This is a genomic window from Peribacillus aracenensis (assembly GCF_025175645.1).
In the GTDB taxonomy this organism is placed as follows: Bacteria; Bacillota; Bacilli; order Bacillales; family DSM-1321; genus Peribacillus; species Peribacillus aracenensis.
Map to the genome: position 1 here is coordinate 302,450 of NZ_JANZMJ010000001.1, position 22,070 is coordinate 324,519.

Annotated in this window: 28 protein-coding genes; 22 read left to right on the plus strand and 6 right to left on the minus strand. The window is 40.5% G+C overall.

What is annotated here, in order from left to right; all coding sequences use genetic code 11:
• The first annotated feature begins 133 nt into the window (after nucleotides 1-133).
• The 6 genes from coxB (at nucleotide 134) to N0M92_RS01540 (ending at nucleotide 5,803) form a co-directional block, all read left to right on the plus strand.
• Nucleotides 134-1,216, plus strand: coding sequence for a cytochrome c oxidase subunit II (gene coxB / locus N0M92_RS01515; protein ID WP_260284172.1), 1,083 nt, complete (start codon nucleotides 134-136; stop codon nucleotides 1,214-1,216).
• Between the two features lie 24 nt (nucleotides 1,217-1,240).
• Nucleotides 1,241-3,112, plus strand: coding sequence for a cytochrome c oxidase subunit I (ctaD, locus tag N0M92_RS01520; RefSeq protein WP_144527047.1), 1,872 nt, complete (start codon nucleotides 1,241-1,243; stop codon nucleotides 3,110-3,112).
• The gene (locus N0M92_RS01525; RefSeq protein ID WP_098371107.1) at nucleotides 3,112-3,741 is read left to right on the plus strand and encodes a cytochrome (ubi)quinol oxidase subunit III; all 630 of its coding nucleotides are present in this window, start codon (nucleotides 3,112-3,114) and stop codon (nucleotides 3,739-3,741) included. Before ctaD ends, N0M92_RS01525 begins: the two co-directional genes overlap by 1 nt.
• Nucleotides 3,742-3,744: 3 nt before the next feature.
• Entirely contained in the window at nucleotides 3,745-4,080 is a 336-nt protein-coding gene (gene ctaF, locus N0M92_RS01530) for a cytochrome c oxidase subunit IVB (RefSeq protein WP_048684534.1), read from the plus strand.
• A gap of 152 nt (nucleotides 4,081-4,232) precedes the next feature.
• The gene (gene ctaG / locus N0M92_RS01535) at nucleotides 4,233-5,135 is read left to right on the plus strand and encodes a cytochrome c oxidase assembly factor CtaG (protein ID WP_260284173.1); all 903 of its coding nucleotides are present in this window, start codon (nucleotides 4,233-4,235) and stop codon (nucleotides 5,133-5,135) included.
• Between the two features lie 206 nt (nucleotides 5,136-5,341).
• A complete protein-coding gene (locus tag N0M92_RS01540; protein WP_179891037.1) occupies nucleotides 5,342-5,803 on the plus strand; it encodes a DUF420 domain-containing protein in 462 nt (153 codons plus the stop codon).
• 111 nt (nucleotides 5,804-5,914) lie between these two features.
• Here N0M92_RS01540 and N0M92_RS01545 read toward each other — a convergent pair whose 3' ends face one another.
• Nucleotides 5,915-6,277 (minus strand): YugN-like family protein, encoded by a 363-nt coding sequence (locus tag N0M92_RS01545; RefSeq protein ID WP_260284174.1) that lies wholly within the window; start codon nucleotides 6,275-6,277, stop codon nucleotides 5,915-5,917.
• Between the two features lie 345 nt (nucleotides 6,278-6,622).
• Here N0M92_RS01545 and N0M92_RS01550 point away from each other — a divergent pair, with 345 nt between their 5' ends.
• The 5 genes from N0M92_RS01550 to N0M92_RS01570 all read left to right on the plus strand — a co-directional run bounded on the left by N0M92_RS01550 (nucleotide 6,623) and on the right by N0M92_RS01570 (nucleotide 9,656).
• A complete protein-coding gene (locus N0M92_RS01550) occupies nucleotides 6,623-7,657 on the plus strand; it encodes a CAP domain-containing protein (RefSeq protein ID WP_260284175.1) in 1,035 nt (344 codons plus the stop codon).
• Nucleotides 7,658-7,973: 316 nt separating this feature from the next.
• Nucleotides 7,974-8,405 carry a YlbD family protein gene (locus tag N0M92_RS01555; protein WP_260284176.1) on the plus strand — a complete coding sequence of 144 codons (432 nt, stop codon included), beginning with the start codon at nucleotides 7,974-7,976 and terminating at the stop codon, nucleotides 8,403-8,405.
• 12 nt (nucleotides 8,406-8,417) lie between these two features.
• Nucleotides 8,418-8,660 (plus strand): YlbE-like family protein, encoded by a 243-nt coding sequence (locus N0M92_RS01560; RefSeq protein WP_260284177.1) that lies wholly within the window; start codon nucleotides 8,418-8,420, stop codon nucleotides 8,658-8,660.
• Nucleotides 8,661-8,720: 60 nt separating this feature from the next.
• Nucleotides 8,721-9,146, plus strand: a complete 426-nt coding sequence (locus N0M92_RS01565; protein WP_260284178.1) for a hypothetical protein — start codon at nucleotides 8,721-8,723, stop codon at nucleotides 9,144-9,146.
• Between the two features lie 60 nt (nucleotides 9,147-9,206).
• Nucleotides 9,207-9,656, plus strand: a complete 450-nt coding sequence (locus N0M92_RS01570) for a YlbF family regulator (RefSeq protein WP_260284338.1) — start codon at nucleotides 9,207-9,209, stop codon at nucleotides 9,654-9,656.
• A 144-nt stretch (nucleotides 9,657-9,800) separates the two neighbouring features.
• Here the strand turns inward: N0M92_RS01570 and N0M92_RS01575 are convergent, their stop codons facing one another.
• Nucleotides 9,801-10,121: a hypothetical protein gene (locus N0M92_RS01575; RefSeq protein ID WP_260284179.1), complete on the minus strand. Its 321-nt coding sequence runs from the start codon at nucleotides 10,119-10,121 to the stop codon at nucleotides 9,801-9,803.
• A gap of 136 nt (nucleotides 10,122-10,257) precedes the next feature.
• Here N0M92_RS01575 and N0M92_RS01580 point away from each other — a divergent pair, with 136 nt between their 5' ends.
• On the plus strand, nucleotides 10,258-10,533 hold the full coding sequence (locus N0M92_RS01580) for a YlbG family protein (RefSeq protein ID WP_048684554.1): 276 nt from the start codon (nucleotides 10,258-10,260) through the stop codon (nucleotides 10,531-10,533).
• A 54-nt stretch (nucleotides 10,534-10,587) separates the two neighbouring features.
• On the opposite strand, the gene N0M92_RS01585 is transcribed toward N0M92_RS01580, so the two are convergent.
• Nucleotides 10,588-10,977, minus strand: a complete 390-nt coding sequence (locus N0M92_RS01585) for a DUF7147 family protein (protein WP_260284180.1) — start codon at nucleotides 10,975-10,977, stop codon at nucleotides 10,588-10,590.
• A gap of 471 nt (nucleotides 10,978-11,448) precedes the next feature.
• Here N0M92_RS01585 and rsmD point away from each other — a divergent pair, with 471 nt between their 5' ends.
• A complete protein-coding gene (rsmD, locus tag N0M92_RS01590) occupies nucleotides 11,449-12,024 on the plus strand; it encodes a 16S rRNA (guanine(966)-N(2))-methyltransferase RsmD (RefSeq protein WP_034313946.1) in 576 nt (191 codons plus the stop codon).
• The gene (coaD, locus tag N0M92_RS01595) at nucleotides 12,025-12,516 is read left to right on the plus strand and encodes a pantetheine-phosphate adenylyltransferase (RefSeq protein ID WP_192203949.1); all 492 of its coding nucleotides are present in this window, start codon (nucleotides 12,025-12,027) and stop codon (nucleotides 12,514-12,516) included.
• Between the two features lie 40 nt (nucleotides 12,517-12,556).
• Here the strand turns inward: coaD and ylbJ are convergent, their stop codons facing one another.
• Nucleotides 12,557-13,774 (minus strand): sporulation integral membrane protein YlbJ, encoded by a 1,218-nt coding sequence (ylbJ, locus tag N0M92_RS01600; RefSeq protein ID WP_260284181.1) that lies wholly within the window; start codon nucleotides 13,772-13,774, stop codon nucleotides 12,557-12,559.
• Between the two features lie 307 nt (nucleotides 13,775-14,081).
• On the opposite strand from ylbJ, the gene N0M92_RS01605 reads away from it, so the two are divergent.
• Together N0M92_RS01605 and N0M92_RS01610 are read left to right on the plus strand one after the other, a co-directional pair.
• Nucleotides 14,082-14,879: a patatin-like phospholipase family protein gene (locus N0M92_RS01605; RefSeq protein ID WP_260284182.1), complete on the plus strand. Its 798-nt coding sequence runs from the start codon at nucleotides 14,082-14,084 to the stop codon at nucleotides 14,877-14,879.
• Entirely contained in the window at nucleotides 14,869-15,894 is a 1,026-nt protein-coding gene (locus N0M92_RS01610) for a SepM family pheromone-processing serine protease (RefSeq protein ID WP_260284183.1), read from the plus strand. Before N0M92_RS01605 ends, N0M92_RS01610 begins: the two co-directional genes overlap by 11 nt.
• A 92-nt stretch (nucleotides 15,895-15,986) precedes the next feature.
• Here N0M92_RS01610 and N0M92_RS01615 read toward each other — a convergent pair whose 3' ends face one another.
• Nucleotides 15,987-17,192 carry a nucleotidyltransferase gene (locus N0M92_RS01615; RefSeq protein ID WP_260284184.1) on the minus strand — a complete coding sequence of 402 codons (1,206 nt, stop codon included), beginning with the start codon at nucleotides 17,190-17,192 and terminating at the stop codon, nucleotides 15,987-15,989.
• A gap of 218 nt (nucleotides 17,193-17,410) precedes the next feature.
• Between N0M92_RS01615 and N0M92_RS01620 the strand changes: the two genes are divergently transcribed.
• The 4 genes from N0M92_RS01620 to N0M92_RS01635 all read left to right on the plus strand — a co-directional run bounded on the left by N0M92_RS01620 (nucleotide 17,411) and on the right by N0M92_RS01635 (nucleotide 19,783).
• Complete coding sequence (locus N0M92_RS01620) at nucleotides 17,411-17,932, plus strand: YceD family protein (protein ID WP_260284185.1); 522 nt, start codon at nucleotides 17,411-17,413, stop codon at nucleotides 17,930-17,932.
• A 65-nt stretch (nucleotides 17,933-17,997) separates the two neighbouring features.
• Complete coding sequence (rpmF, locus tag N0M92_RS01625) at nucleotides 17,998-18,171, plus strand: 50S ribosomal protein L32 (RefSeq protein WP_034313929.1); 174 nt, start codon at nucleotides 17,998-18,000, stop codon at nucleotides 18,169-18,171.
• Between the two features lie 148 nt (nucleotides 18,172-18,319).
• Nucleotides 18,320-19,084, plus strand: coding sequence for an enoyl-CoA hydratase/isomerase family protein (locus N0M92_RS01630; RefSeq protein WP_260284186.1), 765 nt, complete (start codon nucleotides 18,320-18,322; stop codon nucleotides 19,082-19,084).
• Between the two features lie 78 nt (nucleotides 19,085-19,162).
• On the plus strand, nucleotides 19,163-19,783 hold the full coding sequence (locus tag N0M92_RS01635; RefSeq protein ID WP_260284187.1) for an RsfA family transcriptional regulator: 621 nt from the start codon (nucleotides 19,163-19,165) through the stop codon (nucleotides 19,781-19,783).
• A 44-nt stretch (nucleotides 19,784-19,827) separates the two neighbouring features.
• On the opposite strand, the gene N0M92_RS01640 is transcribed toward N0M92_RS01635, so the two are convergent.
• Nucleotides 19,828-20,316 carry an N-acetyltransferase gene (locus tag N0M92_RS01640; protein WP_260284188.1) on the minus strand — a complete coding sequence of 163 codons (489 nt, stop codon included), beginning with the start codon at nucleotides 20,314-20,316 and terminating at the stop codon, nucleotides 19,828-19,830.
• A gap of 465 nt (nucleotides 20,317-20,781) precedes the next feature.
• Between N0M92_RS01640 and N0M92_RS01645 the strand changes: the two genes are divergently transcribed.
• Together N0M92_RS01645 and N0M92_RS01650 are read left to right on the plus strand one after the other, a co-directional pair.
• Entirely contained in the window at nucleotides 20,782-21,666 is an 885-nt protein-coding gene (locus N0M92_RS01645) for a 2-dehydropantoate 2-reductase (RefSeq protein WP_260284189.1), read from the plus strand.
• A gap of 4 nt (nucleotides 21,667-21,670) precedes the next feature.
• A complete protein-coding gene (locus N0M92_RS01650) occupies nucleotides 21,671-22,063 on the plus strand; it encodes a DUF3397 domain-containing protein (protein ID WP_260284191.1) in 393 nt (130 codons plus the stop codon).
• Nucleotides 22,064-22,070: the final 7 nt, after the last annotated feature.

Here is a 22,070-nt window from a genome sequence, read left to right on the forward strand (position 1 = left end):
ATGAATCATCGTAATAATTCCTTGAATTAGGGATTCTTTCTTTTTTTAGAAATTGACATAGAGAGAATATTCGCAATTGCGCCCATTTTTATTTTTGTGAGAAAATTTTGACGAAAGAGGGGTTTCTGAAGCTATGAAAAAAAGGCTGCACAAATGGCGCCTGATTGCTCTGCTGGGTATTGTAGGACTTGTACTTTCGGGCTGCGGCGAACCATTCCTATCCGCGCTGAAGCCAGCAGGCAATGTTGCGCAATCTCAGTATGACTTACTGATATTGAGTACACTAATCATGGTTCTGGTAATTATTGTTGTGATTATTTTGTTCGTTGTAGTTTTACTGCGCTTCCGTCGGAAGAAAGGCGACGAAACAATACCGAAACAAATTGAAGGAAGTCATAAACTTGAAATTATCTGGACTGTTATTCCTATCCTTCTTTTAATTGTTCTGGCTGTTCCGACCGTCGTCACTACATTCGACTTAGCTGACACAAAGGCAATGGATAAGAAAGATAAGGATGGAAAAACGAAGGATGCTCTTGTCGTGAATGTTAGGGCAAATCTTTATTGGTGGGAGTTTGAATATCCTGACCTTGGAGTTGTCACAAGTCAGGATTTGGTTGTGCCTACCGATCAAAAAGTGTACTTCAATCTAACTGCTTCTGATGTTAAGCATTCATTCTGGATACCGGCTGCCGGAGGAAAGATGGATACAAATACAGATGGAGTCAATCAGTTTTACTTAGAATTCGATAGTGAAAAGGCAGAAGATTCGAACAACTTATTTTACGGGAAATGTGCTGAACTTTGCGGTCCTTCCCATGCCTTGATGGATTTTAAGGTCGTACCAAAGTCTAAAAGCGACTTTGTAGCGTGGACTAAAGATATGAAAGCCGCGAAAGAACCTGTCGTGGAAGGTGATCTAGCAAAACAGGGTGAAGATGTCTTTAATCAAAGTTGTATAGGCTGCCATGCGGTTACACCAAATGACAGCAGGCCTGAAGCAGCTCGTCAGGCTCCGAATCTGGCTACATTCGGTGAGCGTCAAAAAGTAGCTGGCGTATTGGATCACACGGAAGAGAATGTGAAAAAATGGATCAAGGATCCTGAGAAGTATAAACCGGGCAACACGATGACCGGTACTTACGGAGAACTTTCAGATTCAGATATTAATGCACTGGCAGCTTATCTATTGGAGCTTAAGGTGGAAGACAAATAGAACATTGATTAGGGAGGTTAAATCGTGAGTACGTACGCTAATAAAAAAGGATTTGGCGCTACGATTTGGGATTATCTGACGACGGTAGACCATAAGAAAATCGCCATTTTATATCTTATCTCTGGCGGGTTATTCTTTGTAATCGGCGGTTTGGAAGCGATGTTTATCCGTATCCAGCTGGCAATCCCAAACAATGATTTCGTAAGTGCCGGATTTTATAATGAAATTTTGACCATGCACGGCACGACTATGATATTTCTGGCGGCCATGCCGTTAGTGTTTGCTGTAATGAATGCGGTTGTACCATTACAGATAGGGGCACGTGATGTTGCGTTCCCATTTTTGAACTCATTAGGTTTTTGGTTATTTTTCTTTGGGGGAATCTTTTTAAACCTTTCATGGTTTTTAGGAGGGGCTCCTGATGCAGGCTGGACATCATATGCATCACTTTCCCTGCACTCCGAAGGTCATGGCATTGATTTTTACGTCCTCGGATTACAAATATCAGGTTTTGGAACACTAATTGCAGGGATCAATTTCCTTGTAACCATAATCAATATGCGGACGCCTGGTATGACATATATGCGTATGCCGCTGTTTACCTGGTCAACTTTCGTCGTTTCTGCATTGATATTATTCGCTTTTCCTCCGCTTACCGTGGGATTGGTGTTAATGATGTTCGATCGGATGTTTGGCGCGAATTTCTTTGATGTAGCAGCAGGGGGAAATACGATTATTTGGGAGCATTTATTTTGGATATTCGGTCACCCGGAAGTTTATATCCTGATTCTTCCCGCGTTCGGTATTTTTTCCGAAATTTTCGCTACATTCTCCAGAAAAAGATTGTTTGGTTATTCATCGATGGTATTTGCAACCGTTTTAATTGGTTTCTTAGGTTTCATGGTTTGGGCGCATCATATGTTTACCACTGGTCTAGGTCCGATCGCAAATGCAATCTTTGCTGTGGCGACCATGGCTATCGCGGTACCGACAGGCATTAAGATATTCAACTGGATTTTTACGATGTGGGGAGGAAGCGTCAAGTTCACGGTTCCGATGCTTTATGCAGTTGCCTTTATCCCTACATTTACAATGGGTGGCGTGACAGGCATCATGCTCGCATCTGCACCTGCTGATTATCAATACCATGATAGTTATTTCGTTGTTGCTCATTTCCACTATGTAATCGTAGGTGGGGTTGTATTAGGTTTACTGGCTGGAATCAATTTTTATTGGCCGAAGATGTTTGGAACGATGTTAAGCGAAAAATTGGGACAGATCACATTTTGGACTTTCTTGATTGGTTTCCATTTAACGTTCTTCATTCAACATTTCTTAGGTTTGATGGGGATGCCTCGTCGCGTATTTACATTCTTGGACAATCAAGGTTTTAATACAGGTAATATGATTAGTACTGTTGGAGCCTTTTTGATGGCATTTGGTGTCTTGGTAATGGTCATCAATATCATCATTACATCTGTGAAGAATGAAAAAGTCGGCAATGATCCTTGGGGAGATGGCCGTACGTTGGAGTGGGCCATTCCATCACCGCCGCCTTTTTATAATTTTAAACAACTGCCGCTAGTCCGCGGATTAGATCCTTACTGGGTTGAAAAAATGGAAGGCAAAAAGGAAATGACTCCTGCAGAACCACTTGGGGATATCCATATGCCAAATTCATCCATTCTTCCTTTAACGACTGCTTCCGGTTTATTTATCGCCGCATTCGGTGCTTTATACCATATGGATGATAAGACATGGACCCTGCCTATAATAATCGTGGGACTTTTGGTAACATTTGGTTCAATGTTTATCCGTTCCGTTAAAGATGATCATGGGTACCATATTCATAAAGAAGACCTTATGGACGATAAAGACAAGGGAGGTAAGGCATAATGCAGACAGATGAAAGATTCACGGATGCTACCTGGCCTGCTTCTCCCGAGAAAGCGACTTTAGAAGGTAAAAATAAATATTTGGGATTCTGGTTGTTTCTTGGTGGAGAGACGGTATTATTCGCCTCATTATTTGCAACTTACCTAGCATTGAAGGATAAAGTTCCAAATGGTGATGCAGCCCTAGCTAAAGATTTATTCGAATTACCCCTTACTTTTGTGGCGACCATGCTGTTATTGACCAGTTCATTGACTAGTGTGTATGCGATGTATCATATGAAAAATAACCACTTTAAACAAATGCAGGCTTGGCTTGTCATTACGGTTGCACTTGGCTTAGGTTTTCTTGGACTCGAGATTTATGAATTTAATCACTATGTTCATGAATTCCATCATACATTTACGAGCAGTGCCTTCGGCTCCGCGTTTTATACGTTAGTTGGTTTTCACGGAGGGCACGTTGCATTCGGTTTGGCTTGGATTATTTGTCTTATGGTGCGTAATGCAGGAAGGGGCTTGAATTTATATAATGCTCCTAAATTTTTTGTTGCGAGTCTTTATTGGCATTTCATTGACGTAGTCTGGGTGTTTATCTTTACTGTCGTATACTTAATGGGAATGGTGGGATAACTGATGGCGAATGAACAATCAAATTCAGCGAACCCGAATGTCGATTTAAAATATCGCCGTAAGAAAAATGCTGAAGAGATGAAACACCAAGTGATATCATTTACACTTATGATTTTCTTTACATTACTTGCTTTTGCTGCAGTAGGAATTGAGGGTTTTTCACATTGGTTCATTAAGCCAGTCATTTTACTGCTGGCAGTTGTACAAGTGATTTTCCAATTGTATTATTTCATGCACATGAAGCATAAAGGGCACGGCACTATTGCATTGTTCTTATTTTCCGGCCTTGCAGTAGGCTTGATAACTGTCCTTGTGTTCACAACAATTGTTTGGTTATAAACCATAAAGAAAATCGGCTATTGAACGATAGCCGGTTTTTCTTTATGTGGTGATTTTCCGGAAAACCAATCCAAGTTTATCTATATTTGTTACAATGTTTCATTTTAGGTATAATGAAAGGAAGAAAAAGTTTATGAACGAGGTGATTTTTTTTGTCTATTGATATTTTCGGATTTCGTGCTTTGTGGAGTCCTTATTATTTTGCCGCCCTCGTACTTATAACCGTAGGCTATTTTTGGCTGGTGACCAAAAAAGGGAAGAAGTTTCCGGGCAGTTCATCGCTTTCCGTTAAACAGGCAACTTATTTTTTGATAGCCATGTTCCTCCTTTATGTGGTAAAAGGATCCCCACTGGATTTATTGAGTCATATCATGTTCAGTGCACACATGTTTCAAATGGCACTGCTCTATCTCGTGATTCCACCTTTATTTATCATTGCGATTCCAGATTGGCTTATGAGAACTTTCATAAATTCAAGGGGAGTGAAGACTTTATTTCAATTTTTTACGAGACCTCTTGTCGCCCTTTTACTATTTAATGTTCTTTTCTCGCTGTACCATATCCCGTTAGTGTTCGACTATATCAAAACGGGGATGTGGATACATGCCGGATACACGGTGCTTTTATTTACTACTGCAGTTTTGATGTGGTTCCCGCTTGTAAATCAGCTGCCCGAACGTGAAAGTCTATCAGGTGTGAAAAAAGTAGCTTATATATTCGGGAGTGGCATTCTAATGACCCCTGCCTGCGCTTTAATCATTTTTGCTAATGGTCCGATGTATGATACATTCACCAATGCGGAATCTTGGGCCAGTGCCATGGAACTTTGCGTTCCGGCTTCAGCACTGTCAGGTTTAACGCTCAGTGGCCCAGAAATGTTCAATGGACTGCCACTGCTTGAAGATCAACAGCTTGGCGGGGTTTTGATGAAGGTGATTCAAGAAATCGTTTTAGGCTATGTACTGGGTGTCATTTTCTTTGCTTGGTTCAAAAAGGAGAATGACGGCCAAAATGATATCGATCCGATACCTTCGGATCTTCAGACTGTAGAATAATTGTACGATAAAAGACTTGTCTTGGGACGGACAAGTCTTTTATCTGCCTTTGCCTGATTTTGATTTAAACCAAATAGCGAGTGATTTGACTTGCCTATTCTATAAAAGTGAGCATTCTGTTAATAATCCTTGATTTTATTGAATTTTATGATTGCCTCTTATAGAATGGTAGTTGATTAATAAATATAGAGAGGACTACAATTCATATGTCTTTACCAATCCTTCCAACGATAAGTACAGCCTTCATTGTATTAAGTGCCATCACTGTTGCAATAGGCTGGTATCAAATTAAACAACGCAAAATCGAGACCCATAAAAAAACCATGATGGCAGCTGCGGTTTTTGCGGTAATCTTTTTCACTATATATCTTTCCCGGACGGTATTCATTGGTAGTACGTCATTTGGCGGACCCGCTGACATTAAAATTTATTATACGATTTTTTTGATTTTCCATATAACGCTTGCCACAACTGGAGCTGTTTTGGGGATCATCATGCTTACCACTGGGTTTAAAGGTAAATTCGCCATCCATAAAAAAATCGGGCCTGCGACAAGCATCATTTGGTTTTTCACCGGGATTACTGGAGTAGCTGTTTACATCCTGCTTTATGTCATTTATCACGGCGGAGAAACAACATCTTTAATAAAGGCGATCCTAGGATTTTAAAATAACGAAAAAGCCTGGTGCAATAAAAGCATCAGGCTTTTGTAATGCATATAAAAAAAGAGAGCATCACGCATGATCCTCTCACTTGTACCTGCTTTTCACTAACGGCTTTTACAGGCCAGTGAATTGTGTAAGTTCTTCTTTGATTTGAGCGAGGATTTTTTCACTTTGTTTAACTAGTGATGCAGGGAAATCCTCTCCTTCACCATATTCAACTCCGTGTGGATAATAGTGTTTTCCTAATAGAGGAACCATTAGTTTGATGACGGCCCTGTGAGCGCCTACATCGCCCTCTGTAGCATAGCCAAGTATTCTCAGGTAAAACGTGCCTTCTTTTAAGTCGAACCTACGATCGTAACTGACTCTTTCGTAATCCCATTGTTCTGCACGTATTAAACCATATTGCGGCATTAGGTCATCTAATCGGTTTAAGTCGGCTGTGATGTTTTCGATTCCAAAGCTTTCAAATTTCACGAGTAGTACCTCCTATGTTTACTATTAAGAATTAAAATGACATACCGGGAAAATATTATGTACATGAATATATTAAAAATCTCCAAGTATGTTTATAATATACCATTTTATCCTATATTTTATAATAGTACGAAATGGTGGAAGTTGCAATGAACTCAACCATGGTAATTTAATCATTCGCAAAAGTTCCACTTTTTAAATAAATTTAATGAAGGGACAGTCTATCGTAAATTAGAAAATTATGATTGAACAGTGATATAATCAGGAAAGAAAGGTTTTTGCATTGAATACATAAATTAGATAGAGAGAGGGAGTGTTCCTCTGCGCGGTTTAGGTAAGGTGTTGGTGTTAATTATTATTTTTTTCGTAATCGGTATTTATCTTAATATCGGCGATGAAGATGAAGGAAACCCTCTTATTGATGGTAACAAAGGTGTTAACCCCAATGGACATATAAATGAAAAAATCCCTTCCTCTGAAAAGGAAGGGATTACTGAAGTGAAAGAAGGTCTGGCGGTAACGATCGGGAAAAATGCAAAAGAGATAGAAAAGGAATATGGTAAGCCAGATCGGATAGATATGTCCGCCTATGGATATGAATGGTGGGTTTATAAAAAGGACTATGATAATTATTTCCAATTAGCTGTTGAAAATAAAAAAGTGGTATCTGCTTATGGAATCGGTGATAAGGTCAATGTCGCTCCTTTTAAAATTGGACAATCGATTGATGCCATCTATTCCAGCTTATATGTGGAACCCACTGTTGATATTGAAGTTGGTCACAGTTCATATCGTTTTGAATTGTCGGAGGAAGATATGAACATGAGGCCGTTGATTGATTTAGGGAATATTAATGTTCAGCTGTATTTGGATAAATTCACCGGGACTGTTTCAAGTATCCGATTTTTGAGTGATTCCGCCTTATTGAAACAACAACCGTATGAGTTGACCTATCATGGTGAACTTGTGACAGTTAAGGACCTTTCTGATGAGGAAATGGCGAAAGTGGAAGATGGCAATGAGCAGCAAATATTCGATATTACGAATATAATGCGCAGCAGGTTTGATTTGAAGCCTTTAGAATGGGATGCGCCAACTGCGGAGGTTGCTTATCTTCATAGCCGGGAAATGACGGACGCACCTGAAGGAACCCATGTTTCTGAAACAAAGGGGGATTTGGAAAAGCGTCTCGATGCGGGCCATGTGAAATACAGGGCAGCAGGTGAAAATATAGCGGCTAATTACGTTGATGCAGCTGCAGTCATGGAAGGTTGGCTAAATAGCAAAGGGCATCGGGATGCGATGCTGAACGAGGAGTTTACAGGTCTGGGCGTCGGGGTATATAAAAAGTACTACACCCAGAATTTCATAAAGAGATAAAAAAACGGATCCGGTCTGGGTCCGTTTTTTTGTACTGGATATTTTTAAAAAATAAAAAAGGTCCCTGTCGATATCATCACCGGTGGACCATCCCTCGATGATGATCATATGCCTATGTATTAATTTGCACGGAATCGATCGCCAATGGAGAATTTTACATGATGAACTTGGATATCCGCAGTAACGGCTGTATACCCTTTTGGAACTATAAGGGTACTCATCTCATCCAATTGCATTTTAAAATAAATGTTATGCACTTTTTATTTACCTTTAGCATATGGTGCAATAGGCGATGTCTAAGTGTGAGGTGAGAGTAATGGCAAAAAGAAAGCGGCCCTCCGTGGATGGATTTCGGGTGTTTGTAAAGGAACATCCTCATTTAGTGAATGAAGTGAGAAGCAAACAAGCAACATGGCAGGAACTTTTTGAAGAGTGGTATTTACTCGGAGAAGATCATCCACGCTGGCAGGCTGACGGCAGTGTGGGCGAGTCCAAAGTGAATTCAGGATCTCCATCTCCGCCGGTTGAAAAGGGAGAACAAAGCACTGAGTTGATCGGTTCATTAATGAGTGCAGTTAAAAATATGGATATGGGGCAGATTCAACAATATATTACGAATGCCAATCAGGCCATCGGTGCAATCCAAGGAGTGCTATCTGCTTTCCAAGGGAATAAATCAGGTGATACCAGTCCTCCCCCAAAAGAAAAAGAGCGGAAAGCTAACCCTTTTTTATTCACCAAAGATTAAGGAGGGTTTTTCATGCGTCAGAATATATATGAATTCATTCAAACGAACGAAGATATGCGTAATTACTTGAGGATTCAGCCTGGATGGTACAAAAGGTTAATGCGTAATCCCCATGAAGTGGATGTGTTTGAAACCGAAGCGAAATATCATTTTGAAAAATCGATTCCACATCGGGTCTCTAAATTTTCGGAAAGCGTTCAGGTTGCCTCAATGATGCTTCATATGTTTCAAGCGATGAATACTTCGGGTGAATGAAGAAAATAAGAGTAAATTACTCCTTTTGGCAAACAATAAAGGCAAAAGGGGGACGATGGAATGAGAAAGTTGATTTTGGCTCTCACAGTGTTGATGGCAGCGGCTGGTTGTGGAAAGAAAATACCAGAACCTGAAAATTCAGGCGTAGCCATGCAAGATGTTTCTACAGTTACAGCTGCCACCACTGTATCGAGCATCCGAAACTCAGATGAGGACTTTCGGGTAAAAACCTTTGTAAAAGGCAACTCTGTCTATGTCGAGTGCTACTTGAAAAACTATGGTTTTTCTGTATCAAATCCTGAACAATTGGCAACTGTGTCCGTATTTATTGATAATCAAAAGAAGGTCAATATGAAAACGGCAGCATTTATTTTAAAGGATGTCCCGAATGGCATGCATAAAATTAAGCTGGAAGTCTTGAATGGTTCAGGTGAAAAAACAGGGTTGCAAAAAGAGATTGAGGTACATATCACTTCCTCGATTTAATCAAACCATTAGCATCTAAAAGGGAGAAATGGTAGAATGGATGTGGAGGTGAGCTTGTTAATGCTTGCTACTATGGAAATCATCGACATTTTACAACAGGCTGATGGATTGGCTGAAATGATCCTTCATTCTGAAATAGGGGAAGAATACCTCCTTAGTTTATATAAATTACAAAGCGACAAAGAGGCACAGCGGAAAATTTCCAAGTTTACTTCGCTAAAGGATCTATTTGAAGATGTTCAAAGGTTCGGTAAATATCATCCGGATTATAAACGCATCAATTTAGAAACCAGACAAGCTAAACGAGACATGGATATGCATCCTGCCGTGGCGAGGTTTAAGGGGGCGGAGACCGAGTTACAATCCGTTCTTGATGAAATAAGCGGAAAAATTGGCCGAGCCGTTTCTGAACAGGTCAAAACCCCAGCGGGGAATCCATTTTTTGTTTCATCAGGTGGATGTTCAACGGGAAGCTGCGGAACCGGCGGAAGTTGTGGATGCTCTGCTTAAGCTAATGGCAAGAATCGTAAACATTCAGGCCGGTATATAAGAAAACCAGCCATCGAAATTCGACATTGCTACGGAGTTCGTTGGCTGTGTCATGTATGAAACTTTCGTCGAGACAGTGGATCAACCGGATACGTTATATAGCGATTAACTGCGATATAAGATACAATCCGGACAAAGGTTGCCGCAGCAAAACATCTTTTGCTGCGGTACAAAAAAACGATGCCGGAAGACATATATACGTTCTTCCTGCCGTACGAAAATGGTTTCACAATGAAGCTGCTTGCCACGCATTGAAAGGCTTGCGGCTTTTTTTATTAAGAAAGAAAGCTTATTACCATTTTGTACCGGTTGATAATGGATATATATAAATGGTATACCTGTGAACTTTTTTACCGAAGCTTGGGTAATTTCATCATTATCTAATAGATGATCAATAAATTGACTCCAAATTTGGTTTAAATCCATCGTTGTTTGGCTCCTTTCACAGTGTTTATATTCATAATAGTGAGAGAATTTTGTTTATAATCTTTTTTCTTGGTTGAAAGTAAAGATTCTGCTATGCTACACTTAGTTAAAACCTTTATAAAAGGGAGTTATTGATATGCTTGGAGCGAGACAGGGAATCATCGTCTATTTACATACATTGAAACAAGCCAAAATGCTTAGGAAATTTGGGAATATCCATTATGTTTCAAAAAAACTGAAATATGTAGTTCTTTATACGAATATGGATGAAGTGGAACCACTAGTGGAAAAGCTGAATAATTATTCGTTCGTTAAAAAAGTGGACCTTTCTTACAAGCCTTTTTTGAAGGTTGAGTTCGAAAACTCCAAACCGGATAAAGCGAAAGAATATGATTATAAAATGGGGATTTGAAAAAAGCTGACTCATGCGGAGTCAGCCTTTTTCAATTTCTGGCATCAGTATCTTTCAACCTAATGGGGGTAGATATCTATTCATTCGCAAAATGCCGATTAAGTGTTGGTAGTACAATTCGATTTCTGCAAAGAGCACCGAAGGTTTCACGTCAATTTCAATAATTGGTCTATCCAGTTCCTCCGCTAAGTTCTCAAAAAGCTCATAGCGTTTGTTTTTGGTGGCATGAGGATTTGGTATACCTTCACGGCAAATGTAAAGTGGCTGGAATTTTCCAGGATCTGTGGGCTGCATGACGATAACCAATGACGTTACCTTTTTATCATCAATAGTTGTATGCATGGCCAAAAGCCTTGCTACTCGATGTTTATGATTGCGGCCTACTTCCAGCAACTCATATATATCGGAATATCCTTGTCCAATTTCAATAAAACGTTGAATCAATTAAACCTCTCCTAACTAACTTATTATTCATTACTTTATCATTATCCCTCATAAAAGAGAAGGACAACTTCATTGACGAATCATGACAAAGAAAATTAGTTATCAGAGGTTTATCAAAAAAAAAAGCCCTGCAAAAATATGCAGGGTCCTTCTAAGTCTAACTATGGACCAGAAGGCAAAGGGAGAGGAGAAACCGGAGGAAGAACTTATGGGGAAACGTAAGCCTTCTCCGCGGTTGGCAACAACACCTAAAAAGGAATGTTGTTATTCACATTATTGCCAAAAACCACTTTATTATTCAAAATGTAAAAGATTTATAAAAAGAATGGATATCTTCCTTTCATGGTCCGAAATTATAAGTCGATTTTCATCTTGGAAATGAAGCCAAATCGGTTTAAATATTGGCTAGCTTTTTCTAATATGTTAGGATAGGAAAGTAACAGAAATTTGTCATAAAATGTGGTGAGGATGATGAGGGTCGTTTCCGGAATTTGCAAAGGAAGACCACTTAAGGCTGTACCGGGTACAGGAACCCGGCCGACTACTGATAAAGTCAAGGAATCCATTTTCAATATGATTGGTCCTTATTTCGAAGGAGGGCTGGTCCTCGACTTGTTTGCCGGAAGCGGTGGACTGGGAATTGAAGCGTTAAGCAGAGGCATGGATAAAGCCATATTTGTCGACCGTGATTTTAAAGCGAATCAAACGGTTAAGGCCAATTTGGAACTATGCAAGTTTTCAGACCGTGCAGAAGTTTATAAAAATGATTCAGAGCGTGCACTGAAGGCTTTGGTGAAAAGGGAAATGACTTTTGAATTGATTTTTCTTGATCCACCTTATAAGAAACAAAAGCTTGTCGAAATTCTTGAAGAAATACATAAATACCGATTGCTGAACGATATGGGATACATTGTTTGTGAGCATGGCCATGATGTTACATTGCCAGAAAAAGTTGGTGACTTTACCGTTAAGAGAAAAGAAGTTTATGGCGTCATTGCCGTAACGATTTATCAATGGGGAAACGTACACGAACAGGGGGAACTATGAATGTCCAAAATAGCGATTTGTCCGGGGAGTTTTGATCCAATAACATTTGGTCATCTTGATATCATTCAAAGGGGAGCGAATGTTTTTGATGAGGTATATGTGGTCATCGTGAACAATTCAGCGAAAAATTCACTTTTTACTGTGGAGGAGAGACTGGATTTGATTACTGAAGCGACGGCCCATATGCCGAATGTTAAAGTGGATTTCTATCAGGGATTGACGGTCGACTATGCTGAAAGCGTTTCCGCGAATGCCATCATCAGGGGATTGAGGGCGACTTCCGACTTTGAATATGAAATGCAGGGAACTTCGATGAACCGATTCCTGAACAATAAAATAGAGTCATTCTTTATCATGACGAAAAATCAATATTCTTTCTTGAGTTCAAGTATCGTGAAAGAGGTTGCGAAGTATGGCGGGGATATCTCCGAACTAGTGCCGAGCGTCGTCGAGAAGGCTCTGGCCAAAAAATACGAGGGACTGAAAGGATAGAAAAAAGAGCATTGCCTACGAGCAATGCTCTTTTTTCGGTTTACGAAAGGCCTTTGAATAGCCTTTTGGTAAATATGATGATGTATAGGATCAAAAATACGAGTGTTAGAATGGGTCCGAAATCAAGCATGCTCTGATATAGCGAATTCGCGTGTTCACCTGAACCGCTGACTGGGAATGCGTTTATCGGGCTGCCGCTGTACATATTGCCTTTATATAATGGTTCCCAAAGTAAGATGGTAATAATGGATGCCAGAAGGCCATGTGCTATCCTTGCCAGAATAAAGGGAGTGAAACGAATGTCTGTTGCGGCAATGATGCTGGCAACTTGCGCTTGAATGCTGAAACCGTTGAAAGCTAAGATGAAACTTGTCATCACAGTTTGTTGAAAGAGTGTCGCATCTTCGGCCGTACTGGTTAATTTTGAACCAAGAGTCATTTCAAACATGCCTGATATGAAGGGAAGGCTTAAGGAATCGGGGAAATTGAAAATATGTAAAATTCCTCCGACCACGTTAGCCAGCAATCCGGTAATATTCATATGAAATAAAAGCTTGTTCACCACCGAAAAGAGAATGATGAACCCCCCGATCATTAATAGGGTTTGAATGGATGAGAGAACCGCGTCTCCAAGTAATCTGCCAAATGGTCTTGTTTCTTTTATCCTGGTTCGATGCATTTGGCTAAAGGCTAGTCTTATGGAAGGGAGCTTAGCCATTGCATTTGTATGGGATTTTTCTTCTTTCCAACGGTAAAAACGCATGATGATGCCTACACAAAAATTTCCTAGGTAGTGGGAAAGTGCAAGGATGATACCTAAATGAGGATTATGGAAAAACCCAACGGCAACGGCAACGAACAGGAACAATGGATTGGATGAATTAGTAAAACAAACGAGTCTTTCAGCTTCGATGCGGGTCAATTGTTCTTCCTGACGAAGCCTTACAGTGAATTTCGCTCCAGCGGGAAACCCTGATGCAAGTCCCATCGCCCAAACGAAACCGCCCACTCCTGGTACACGGAATAAGGGACGCATAAATGGTTCGAGCATGACGCCAATGAACCTGACAACGCCGAAACTGATTAATAACTCCGAGAGAATCAAGAAAGGTAGAAGCGAAGGAAAAACAATTGTCCACCAAATATTCAGTCCGCCTTTGGAAGCCTCAAAGGATTCTTGGGGGAAGATGATCAAGCCAACTGCCATCATCGTGACGGAGGTAGCCAACAGTACTGTTTTGGATTTTGATTTTAGCAAAATTCAGCCTCCTCTTGAAGGTTTCTAAATAAGGGCAGTTCGTTTCGTATATAATAAAATATGAACTTCCTTTTCTCAAAAAGTAAGCGCATGATGGAATTTGGATTGTACCGACATGTATAGATGAGGAGAATCCGCACAATGGGATTTCAATGAAGACCTCACTTTATTGGCTACATGGGTTATATCCGCCAGGCTTGTTTCACTGTCAATATAAATAATATGCTTCTATAAATCCGTTTAAGACCATAACTTTGAATGAGTGTTATTTCAATATTTTGAACTAGTTACAGCGGGAGGGATATCTTTGGCGAAACCAAAGGTCGGGCTTGCACTTGGGTCAGGAGGAGCTAGGGGGTTTGCACATATTGGCGTGATAAAGGTATTGCAGCAAGAAGGCATTCCGATAGATATGATTGCCGGAAGCAGCATGGGGGCCATGGTTGCTGCCTTTTATGGAGCGGGTTCGGATATCGAGAGGCTGTATAAGTTGTCCCGTGCATTTAAGCGAAAGTATTATTTAGACTTCACCATACCTAAAATGGGCTTCATTTCGGGGAAACGGACAAAGGATTTAATCAGGGTATTTACATATGGCAAAAAATTTGAAGAACTTGATATTCCTGTGGCAGTGGTCGCCACTGATATAAAAACGGGGGAAAAAGTCATTTTTCAGGAAGGTCCCATCGCACCGGCTGTAAGGGCAAGCATCTCCATTCCCGGCATTTTCATTCCCGAAAAAATCGAAAACAGACTGCTTGTTGATGGAGGAGTGGTTGACAGGGTTCCTGTTTCAGTCGTGAAGGATATGGGAGCAGACATCATAATTGGTGTGGATGTAGCCCACGTAAAACAGGATATGGAGATAAACTCCATTTATGACGTCATCATGCAAAGCCTCGATATCCTGCAAATGGAGCTGGTTAAAAGCAGGGAGTTTGCCTCAGACGTCATGATACGTCCCAGGGTGGAGAAATACAGCTCGAAATCATTTACAAATGTACAGGAAATAATTAGTATTGGAGAAGAAGCAGCAAGAGGAAAGATAGATCAAATTAAGCAGAGTATTGTTACTTGGAAGGAGTCCTTTGAAGATGAGCCGTAAAATGTATGTACGCACTTTCCTGGTGGTGGCTATACTTCTCATAGCATCAGCCCTTTATTCCCTACCTTTTTATGTATCAAAACCAGGAATGGCCAAAGAATTGGAGCCAATCATTGAGGTATCCGGAGGAGATGAAGCAAAAGGAAGCTTTATGTTAACCACTGTAAGGATGGGCCGGGCGAATGTATATTCCTACATGCTGGCGAAGTGGAGCAAATATCAGGAACTTTATCCGGAAACCTCCATTCGAAGCGAAGATGAAACAGATGAAGAATATAATATCAGGCAGCTGCACTTAATGGATAGTTCTAAAAATAATGCCATTCAGATTGCATATAAAAAAGCAGGGAAAGAGGTCGAATACGAGTACCTGGGTGTATATGTTTTGGACGTGCTAAAAGGAATGCCGGCAGCTAAAGAGCTGAAAGCGGGCGATCAAATCATTCAGGTCGATGATGTTAAATTCAAGTCTGCACAGGAATTCATGAACTATATTAACGGAAAGAAGGCTGGAGACAAAGTTAAAATAGTGTATAAGCGGGAAGAGACGGAGAAAACGGCCGTTCTTTCTTTGCAGCCTTTTAAAAATGACCCAAATAGGGTAGGGATAGGCATTTCGCTGGATGATAATCGAAAAGTGAACACAAAACCGGCGATTTCCATAGATTCAGAACAAATAGGCGGTCCTTCTGCTGGTTTAATGTTTTCATTGGAAATTTATAACCAATTAACAAAGGGCGATCTTACAAAAGGGTATGACATAGCGGGTACAGGAACGATGTCCGACGATGGGACAGTCGGTCCAATTGGCGGAATTCAACAGAAAATAGTTGCAGCCGATAAGTCTGGAGCCGAAATATTCTTTGCCCCGAATGAAAACGGAGCAGCAGGTTCTAATTATGAAGATGCACTTATTGCAGCAAAGGATATCGACACGGACATGAAGATCGTGCCGGTGGACAACTTTGATGATGCAATAGCCTATTTAACGAAGCTAAAAGGAAAAGAAAAATGAAAAAAAGCGCAGGCAGTCATCTACTGTTTGCGCTTTTTTTGATGATTGATTTTTAATTTTTAAGGATGGACGGGCCAAGCTTAAACCATTCTTCATTTAAAAATGATGGGAGATTCATATTCCCGTTTCATCAATGCAGCCTGATATGGTTCCGGCAAGCCCAGTGCATACACCTGTGCCGCTCGCAAGTCCGTATCGATGTCCTGTTTCTGATAGGACGAAAGTTTAGAGATGAGCGGGAGGGATAAGCCTTTTTTTACAGTGCGAAGATATTCTTGTCCCCGGCCATTCATGCCAAGAAGTCTGATATAGGCTGGTTGGTCATTGTGAATCATCAGTTCCTTTATTGTATGAGTCAATATATGGACACACATTCGTTGCAGCCGTGTCCATGTGTAGCGTTTTGTCTTCAGGGCTGCCATGAATCCCGAAAAGCTCGAAGATCGTTTGGCCATCTCCTTTATCCTGTGTTCAATGCCTTCCTCAATTTCGTATATCCCTGCCAATTCGGTTAAAGAGGAAGAAAGGATTCGGTATTTCAACATGGGCCAATACATTTCCCAGTCATGCAAAGCATTGTAGTGCGTTAAATATTGCTCAAGACCATTCAACGACGGTTGAGGAATATAACTGGAAACGGAATTTAACTCCTGATGTTCATGGATGGCCTTACGTATCCCCGTTGCACTGGCAATAGGGTCTTTGGACAACTTTGTATCATGGTATCCGGCAGCGACCCTTTGAATCGTATAAGGGCGAATGGAGTAGCCGTTTGAAAGTGCAGTACTTACATATTCCTTGCCAAGAATATTATTTGGCTTCGTCAAATCCAATTCGGCATCATCATTGATGATTGATCGATAAGCCTGGGCAGCGCTGGCCGGATAACTATTACCGGCATCCATAGCCGATTTAATTGCGGCATCAAATGCAGCGGAATTATCCGATAGGATTCTGTGGGCGGTGATGAATGGTTCGATTCTGCCATCCTCGCTACCAAAGCAAAAGGAATCACAGCCAATTGATTCCAAAAGAGAAATAGATCCTTTTGCAAATATTTCCGCCTTCTGTGTCGCGAAAGCATAGGGCAGCTCAATGACAAGATCTATGCCGCCGTTCAAGGCCATTTCGGCACGTGTCCATTTGCTGACGATAGCGGGCTCGCCACGCTGTAAGAAGGGTCCGCTCATAACAGCGACCACAACATCTGCCCCTGTTTTTTCTCTACTTTCTCTTGCATGTAAAACATGTCCATTGTGAAAAGGGTTATATTCGACTACTAAACCGCAAGCTTTCATTCGTTCACCTCAGAGAAAAACTTTGTATTTTATCAACTTAGTGCTAAAATAGTATTTCAAGTAAAATTACTATAAGTAACTGTCCGGATTCTTTGTTTGAAATGATTCTTAAACTTAGACAATCAGTTAGGATGACTACATTATAGTGTAAAGAAAAAATATTGACAAACTTATAATTGAAAGCTATAATTATTTTTGTTGCCTTGAGGTGATTTCATTTGAAATGGACGATTAGTCAACTTCAAAAAATTCGGGACAAAGATTTACGGTTTGATGAACTGGTGGATGTCTTGGACATTAGAGAAAGAGACCCGCAAATTCGCGATGTTTCTCCGATCAGAGTAGCAGGAAGAGCTGATATCAGCCCGACCGAGATTACTTTTCACTTGCATCTTTCAGGTGAATTAACATTACCTTGCTCCCGTACACTGGTAGACGTTAAATATCCGATTGATATTGATACAAAGGAAACCTTTCTTTTAAAGGCAGATGGCGCTGATTTCTACGGAGATGATGTCACTGTTGTGGAAGGTGAAGTTGTAGACCTAATACCGGTAATTAAAGAAAATTTATTGCTAGAAATTCCGATGCAGGTTTTTTGTGAGGATGTCGATTCGAACGAAGCTGCTCCTCAATCCGGGAAAGACTGGGCCGTTATTTCTGAAGAGGAAAATGAGCACAAGGTTGATCCGAGATTTGCAAAGCTTGCCGACTTTTTTGACAACAATAAAGAATCTTGATTGGAACGAAAAATCGTTAATCCGATTTTTCCAGCTTTTTTATATTTTTTAAGGAGGTGGGAATAATGGCTGTACCTTTTAGAAGAACGTCGAAAACTGTAAAAAGAAAACGTCGTACGCACTTCAAGCTTCAAGTACCTGGTATGGTAGAATGCCCGAGCTGTGGTGGAATGACTCTTTCACATCACGTTTGTAAAGAATGTGGAACATATAAAGGAAAAGAAGTTGTCGCAAAATAATTTCTTGACCTACTTGAGAGCTTTGCTTTCTTGATGCAACACGCTAATCAAAGCGCAGGGATTTTTCTCTGTGCTTTTTTTACAAATATATTTGGCAGAATATTTTGAATCATTTGTGTTTGCCGATGATTTTGGAGAAGGTGTTTACATGGATCAGGTGATTGAAGTTGAAAAGGATAAACGCGGTTTCATGAAGCTCATATTTAATAGACCGGAGAAAAGGAATGCCGTGAATTATCAATTGATGGACGAACTTGAGTCGATATTGTCAGAAACTGCATTCGATGATGAAGTTAAGTTGCTAGTCCTGACAGGGGCGGGATCTGAGGCATTCTGTTCAGGCGGGGATCTAAGGGAATTTCAGGATTTGCACACAGAAGAAGAGGCCTTTGCTATGTTATCGAAAATGGGTGAAATTCTGTATAAACTAGCAGTTTTCCCAAAACCAACAATAGCGCTCATCAATGGAAGTGCTTTCGGCGGTGGATGCGAAATAGCAACAGCTTGTGATTTCAGATTAGCAAAGAGCGAAGTCAAGCTAGGGTTTGTGCAAGGTACCCTGGGAATTACGACAGGCTGGGGCGGAGCTTCACTTTTACTTGAAAAAATACCAGAGCAAAAAGCGCTAAAGCTATTATTGGATGCAAAAATACATAAAGCTGAGGAAGCAAAGGAATTTGGTTTCGTAGATGAGATAGTCGGAGAAGGTACGGAAGGATGGGAAAGGTTCGCAGAAGATTTTCTCAGCCATGAGATAGGGGTATTGATGGCCTATAAACGATTGCTGGTCCGTAAATGGCAGGGTAGCGGGCTTAAAGGAAGAATGGACGCGGAAATCCGGGAATGTGCTAAACTGTGGGCAAGTGATGAGCATCATGCTGCAGTCGATCGTTTTTTAAAAAAGAAAAAATAAATATTACACGTTCTATATATCTTCTATCTTTCCTAGCATGTGCATATTATGAATTAAAACTTGCTGGGAGGTAGAGAGATGACGATTGCGAGACAAGATGCATGGACTCATGATGAGGATCTGTTGTTGGCTGAAGTGGTACTGAGGCATATACGAGAGGGCAGTACACAATTAAAGGCGTTTGAAGAAGTGGGGAAGCAGTTATCGAGGACATCTGCCGCTTGTGGGTTCCGTTGGAATTCATTTGTAAGGAAGCAATATAAGTCAGGGATAGAGCTGGCGAAAAAACAAAGGAAAGAACAGGTAGTCGATAATCCTGAAATGGAAAGGGATTCGGTTGCAGCGGTGGAGAATGTCACGATTGGAGAAAAAGCACCCGAGCATGAAGAGAAAGAATCTATTACCCTTCAGGAAGTTATATTATATTTAACTAAAATGGATGAATTCTTTCAGCTTGATAATAAGGAAAAAGAACGGATTTCTGAGCGGTCCCTATTTCTTGAACGGGAAAATGTCCGGTTGTTGGAAGAAAATGAATTGCTTAAAGAAAACCTGAAAGCTGTTGAGGAAGATTACCGTGCGTTAATGCAGATTATGGAGCGCGCACGAAAACTTAGTGTACAAGAGGACGAAAAGACTAATCCGAAGGTGAGTTTTCAAATGGATAAGAATGGTAATCTGGAAAGGGTCAATAAATAAAAAATGCGGGTGGGAAAATCCGCCCGCATTTTCTTGGTGCTTCCTTATTCTTGTGTATCTACTTCTTTATTATCTTGTATTTCAAATGGGCTCCAAATCAGCGGGTTTTCTCCGAGGTCCCTGTCCATATCATAGGAAACAGCAGAAAAACCCATCTTTTTCCAAAAGTCTTGTGAATGAACTCTTGGATTGGTTTTGATAGGCATGTTCAGGCTTTTGGCGAATTCGACCAAAGCTCTTCCATAACCTTTTTTCTGATAGTTAGGCAGGACTTCAAGTTTCCAAAGAACAAGGAAGTCCCTGGACTTGTCAAAATACTCGTCGAATTTAGCGCTTCTTTTATACAGGCTCATGCGTGCTACAAGTTTGTCGCCATAAAAGATTCCGTAAAAAGGGGATTGGCTGTCATTTTCGATGATGTTACCTTCTAAATCATCTAGCATTGACAGTTCCTGTATCCCGTATTCTTTGAATTTTTTGAATTCCTCAAGCGTTTTAAAATTTACAAGTAATCGTTCCACCTTGTATTCCATAAAAAAGCTCCCCCTTAATTCTGATAAACCTCTTCCGATAGTACCCTTTGAAAGTCATCCCACTGATCTTTACCATGTGGAATTCCAGCTTAGGTCAAATCTAGTATGACATCATCGACTAATCCTAGCTGTCTAAATGCTTATAGCCTTTTATCCCCCGTCCTTTTCCCTTAAATTTCCCGTGGGTTGAGTTTGGAGTTATCTTTTGTTCCTAAAAGTATTCAAAATGGCTAAGCTTTTCGTATCTAATATACCATTAAATTAACGCTTAAAGAAGAAAATATATCTTCAATGGCGTATTAATAGTTCTTTCCATTGGTATTTTATGACGAGCCATTGTTAATGGCAGTTCAATTTCATTCAAATAGGTGTGCTGTGTTTTCCAACGATGGGAAAATTGATGCAGGATAAAAAAGATAATGTGATAAAATAGGGAATATATTTCAAAAAGTAAGGAAGGGTATTATGAGAATTGGAATCATTGGGGGAGGGGCCATAGGGCTGCTGTTTGCGTCTCATTTAAGTGAAAAACATGGTGTGACACTTTATACTCATACTGCGGATCAGGCGTCCATCATCCAACGTGATGGGATCCGTCTTATTACGGATGGTGAAAGCAGGCTGCTGACAGGCATCATTTCCAAGGGCCTGGATGATGGGATATCGGATGTGGAGCTTTTAATATTGGCCGTCAAGCAATATCACCTGCCGCAAATATTGCCTAGGATCAAAGGTATTCAGGTTCCAATGCTATTCTTGCAGAATGGCTATGGGCATATTTCTTATTTAAAGCAGCTTCAATCCCCGACCATATATGTGGGGGTAGTGGAGCATGGGGCAATGAAACATGACGGGAATACCGTGGAGCATACTGGGCACGGCATTACAAGGGTCGCTTCCTTTAAAGGGGAACTTGAGCAACTATCGTTAGTGAATGAAAGGATTGACCATTTTCCTTTTGCGAAGAGTGAGGATTTTCACTCGATGCTTATCGATAAGCTTGTCGTTAATGCAGTGATAAACCCGTTAACGGCGATACTTGGTGTGGAAAATGGCGGTTTAATCACTAACCCCTACTATTACCAATTATTCCAAGAACTTTTCGGGGAAATCTCCAGTATTTTGGAGGTTCATAATAAGGATGAGTCATTTGAACATGTGAAATCCGTTTGTATGTCAACTGCAGAAAATCGATCGTCAATGCTGAAAGATATAGAAAATGGCCGCAAAACGGAAATTGATGCTATTTTGGGTCATATCCTCTCGGAGGCAAAGAGTAAAGGGAAAAGTGAATGCCTGACATCTTCTCTATATAAGATGGTCAAAGGAAAAGAATCTCAGGGGGGATGAGAATGTGCCGTACGTAGTTTCAAGCCTTGCCGCGATATTTATTACCTTGCCTTTCGTAGGGTATTTACTTTTTTTTATCAGTGCCAAACAATTTACTGGAAACCATAGGCGCTCCGTTCAATTTGCTATGGACATGAGTACGCTGCTGTTCGTATTATCCGTCCATTATTTGATCATTACGATTTGGGATAAGCAAATTCTTTGGGTGATCATGCTGATCATGATCATCAACGCATTCGTGGTGGTCCTTGTCCATTACAAGGTAAAAGAAGAAATCATTTTCCATAAGGTATTAAAGGGTTTTTGGAGAGTGAACTTCGCCTTCTTTTTCGCAGCTTACCTTCTATTATTTTCCATTGGAATAATTACAAGTATTACGAAGATATTTACTACATAACATAGAA

Bases quoted from the DNA above. Each gene is read 5' to 3' on its own strand.
- rsmD (WP_034313946.1), top strand. From the start codon at position 11,449: ATGAGGGTCGTTTCCGGAATTTGCAAAGGAAGACCACTTAAGGCTGTA.
- N0M92_RS01555 (WP_260284176.1), top strand. From the start codon at position 7,974: ATGGCAAAAAGAAAGCGGCCCTCCGTGGATGGATTTCGGGTGTTTGTA.
- coaD (WP_192203949.1), top strand. From the start codon at position 12,025: ATGTCCAAAATAGCGATTTGTCCGGGGAGTTTTGATCCAATAACATTT.
- N0M92_RS01610 (WP_260284183.1), top strand. From the start codon at position 14,869: ATGAGCCGTAAAATGTATGTACGCACTTTCCTGGTGGTGGCTATACTT.
- N0M92_RS01525 (WP_098371107.1), top strand. From the start codon at position 3,112: ATGCAGACAGATGAAAGATTCACGGATGCTACCTGGCCTGCTTCTCCC.
- N0M92_RS01640 (WP_260284188.1), bottom strand. From the start codon at position 20,316: ATGGAATACAAGGTGGAACGATTACTTGTAAATTTTAAAACGCTTGAG.
- N0M92_RS01645 (WP_260284189.1), top strand. From the start codon at position 20,782: ATGAGAATTGGAATCATTGGGGGAGGGGCCATAGGGCTGCTGTTTGCG.
- coxB (WP_260284172.1), top strand. From the start codon at position 134: ATGAAAAAAAGGCTGCACAAATGGCGCCTGATTGCTCTGCTGGGTATT.
- N0M92_RS01635 (WP_260284187.1), top strand. From the start codon at position 19,163: ATGACGATTGCGAGACAAGATGCATGGACTCATGATGAGGATCTGTTG.
- N0M92_RS01570 (WP_260284338.1), top strand. From the start codon at position 9,207: ATGCTTGCTACTATGGAAATCATCGACATTTTACAACAGGCTGATGGA.
- N0M92_RS01575 (WP_260284179.1), bottom strand. From the start codon at position 10,121: ATGGATTTAAACCAAATTTGGAGTCAATTTATTGATCATCTATTAGAT.
- N0M92_RS01615 (WP_260284184.1), bottom strand. From the start codon at position 17,192: ATGAAAGCTTGCGGTTTAGTAGTCGAATATAACCCTTTTCACAATGGA.
- N0M92_RS01580 (WP_048684554.1), top strand. From the start codon at position 10,258: ATGCTTGGAGCGAGACAGGGAATCATCGTCTATTTACATACATTGAAA.
- N0M92_RS01560 (WP_260284177.1), top strand. From the start codon at position 8,418: ATGCGTCAGAATATATATGAATTCATTCAAACGAACGAAGATATGCGT.
- N0M92_RS01630 (WP_260284186.1), top strand. From the start codon at position 18,320: ATGGATCAGGTGATTGAAGTTGAAAAGGATAAACGCGGTTTCATGAAG.
- ctaF (WP_048684534.1), top strand. From the start codon at position 3,745: ATGGCGAATGAACAATCAAATTCAGCGAACCCGAATGTCGATTTAAAA.
- N0M92_RS01540 (WP_179891037.1), top strand. From the start codon at position 5,342: ATGTCTTTACCAATCCTTCCAACGATAAGTACAGCCTTCATTGTATTA.
- N0M92_RS01565 (WP_260284178.1), top strand. From the start codon at position 8,721: ATGAGAAAGTTGATTTTGGCTCTCACAGTGTTGATGGCAGCGGCTGGT.
- rpmF (WP_034313929.1), top strand. From the start codon at position 17,998: ATGGCTGTACCTTTTAGAAGAACGTCGAAAACTGTAAAAAGAAAACGT.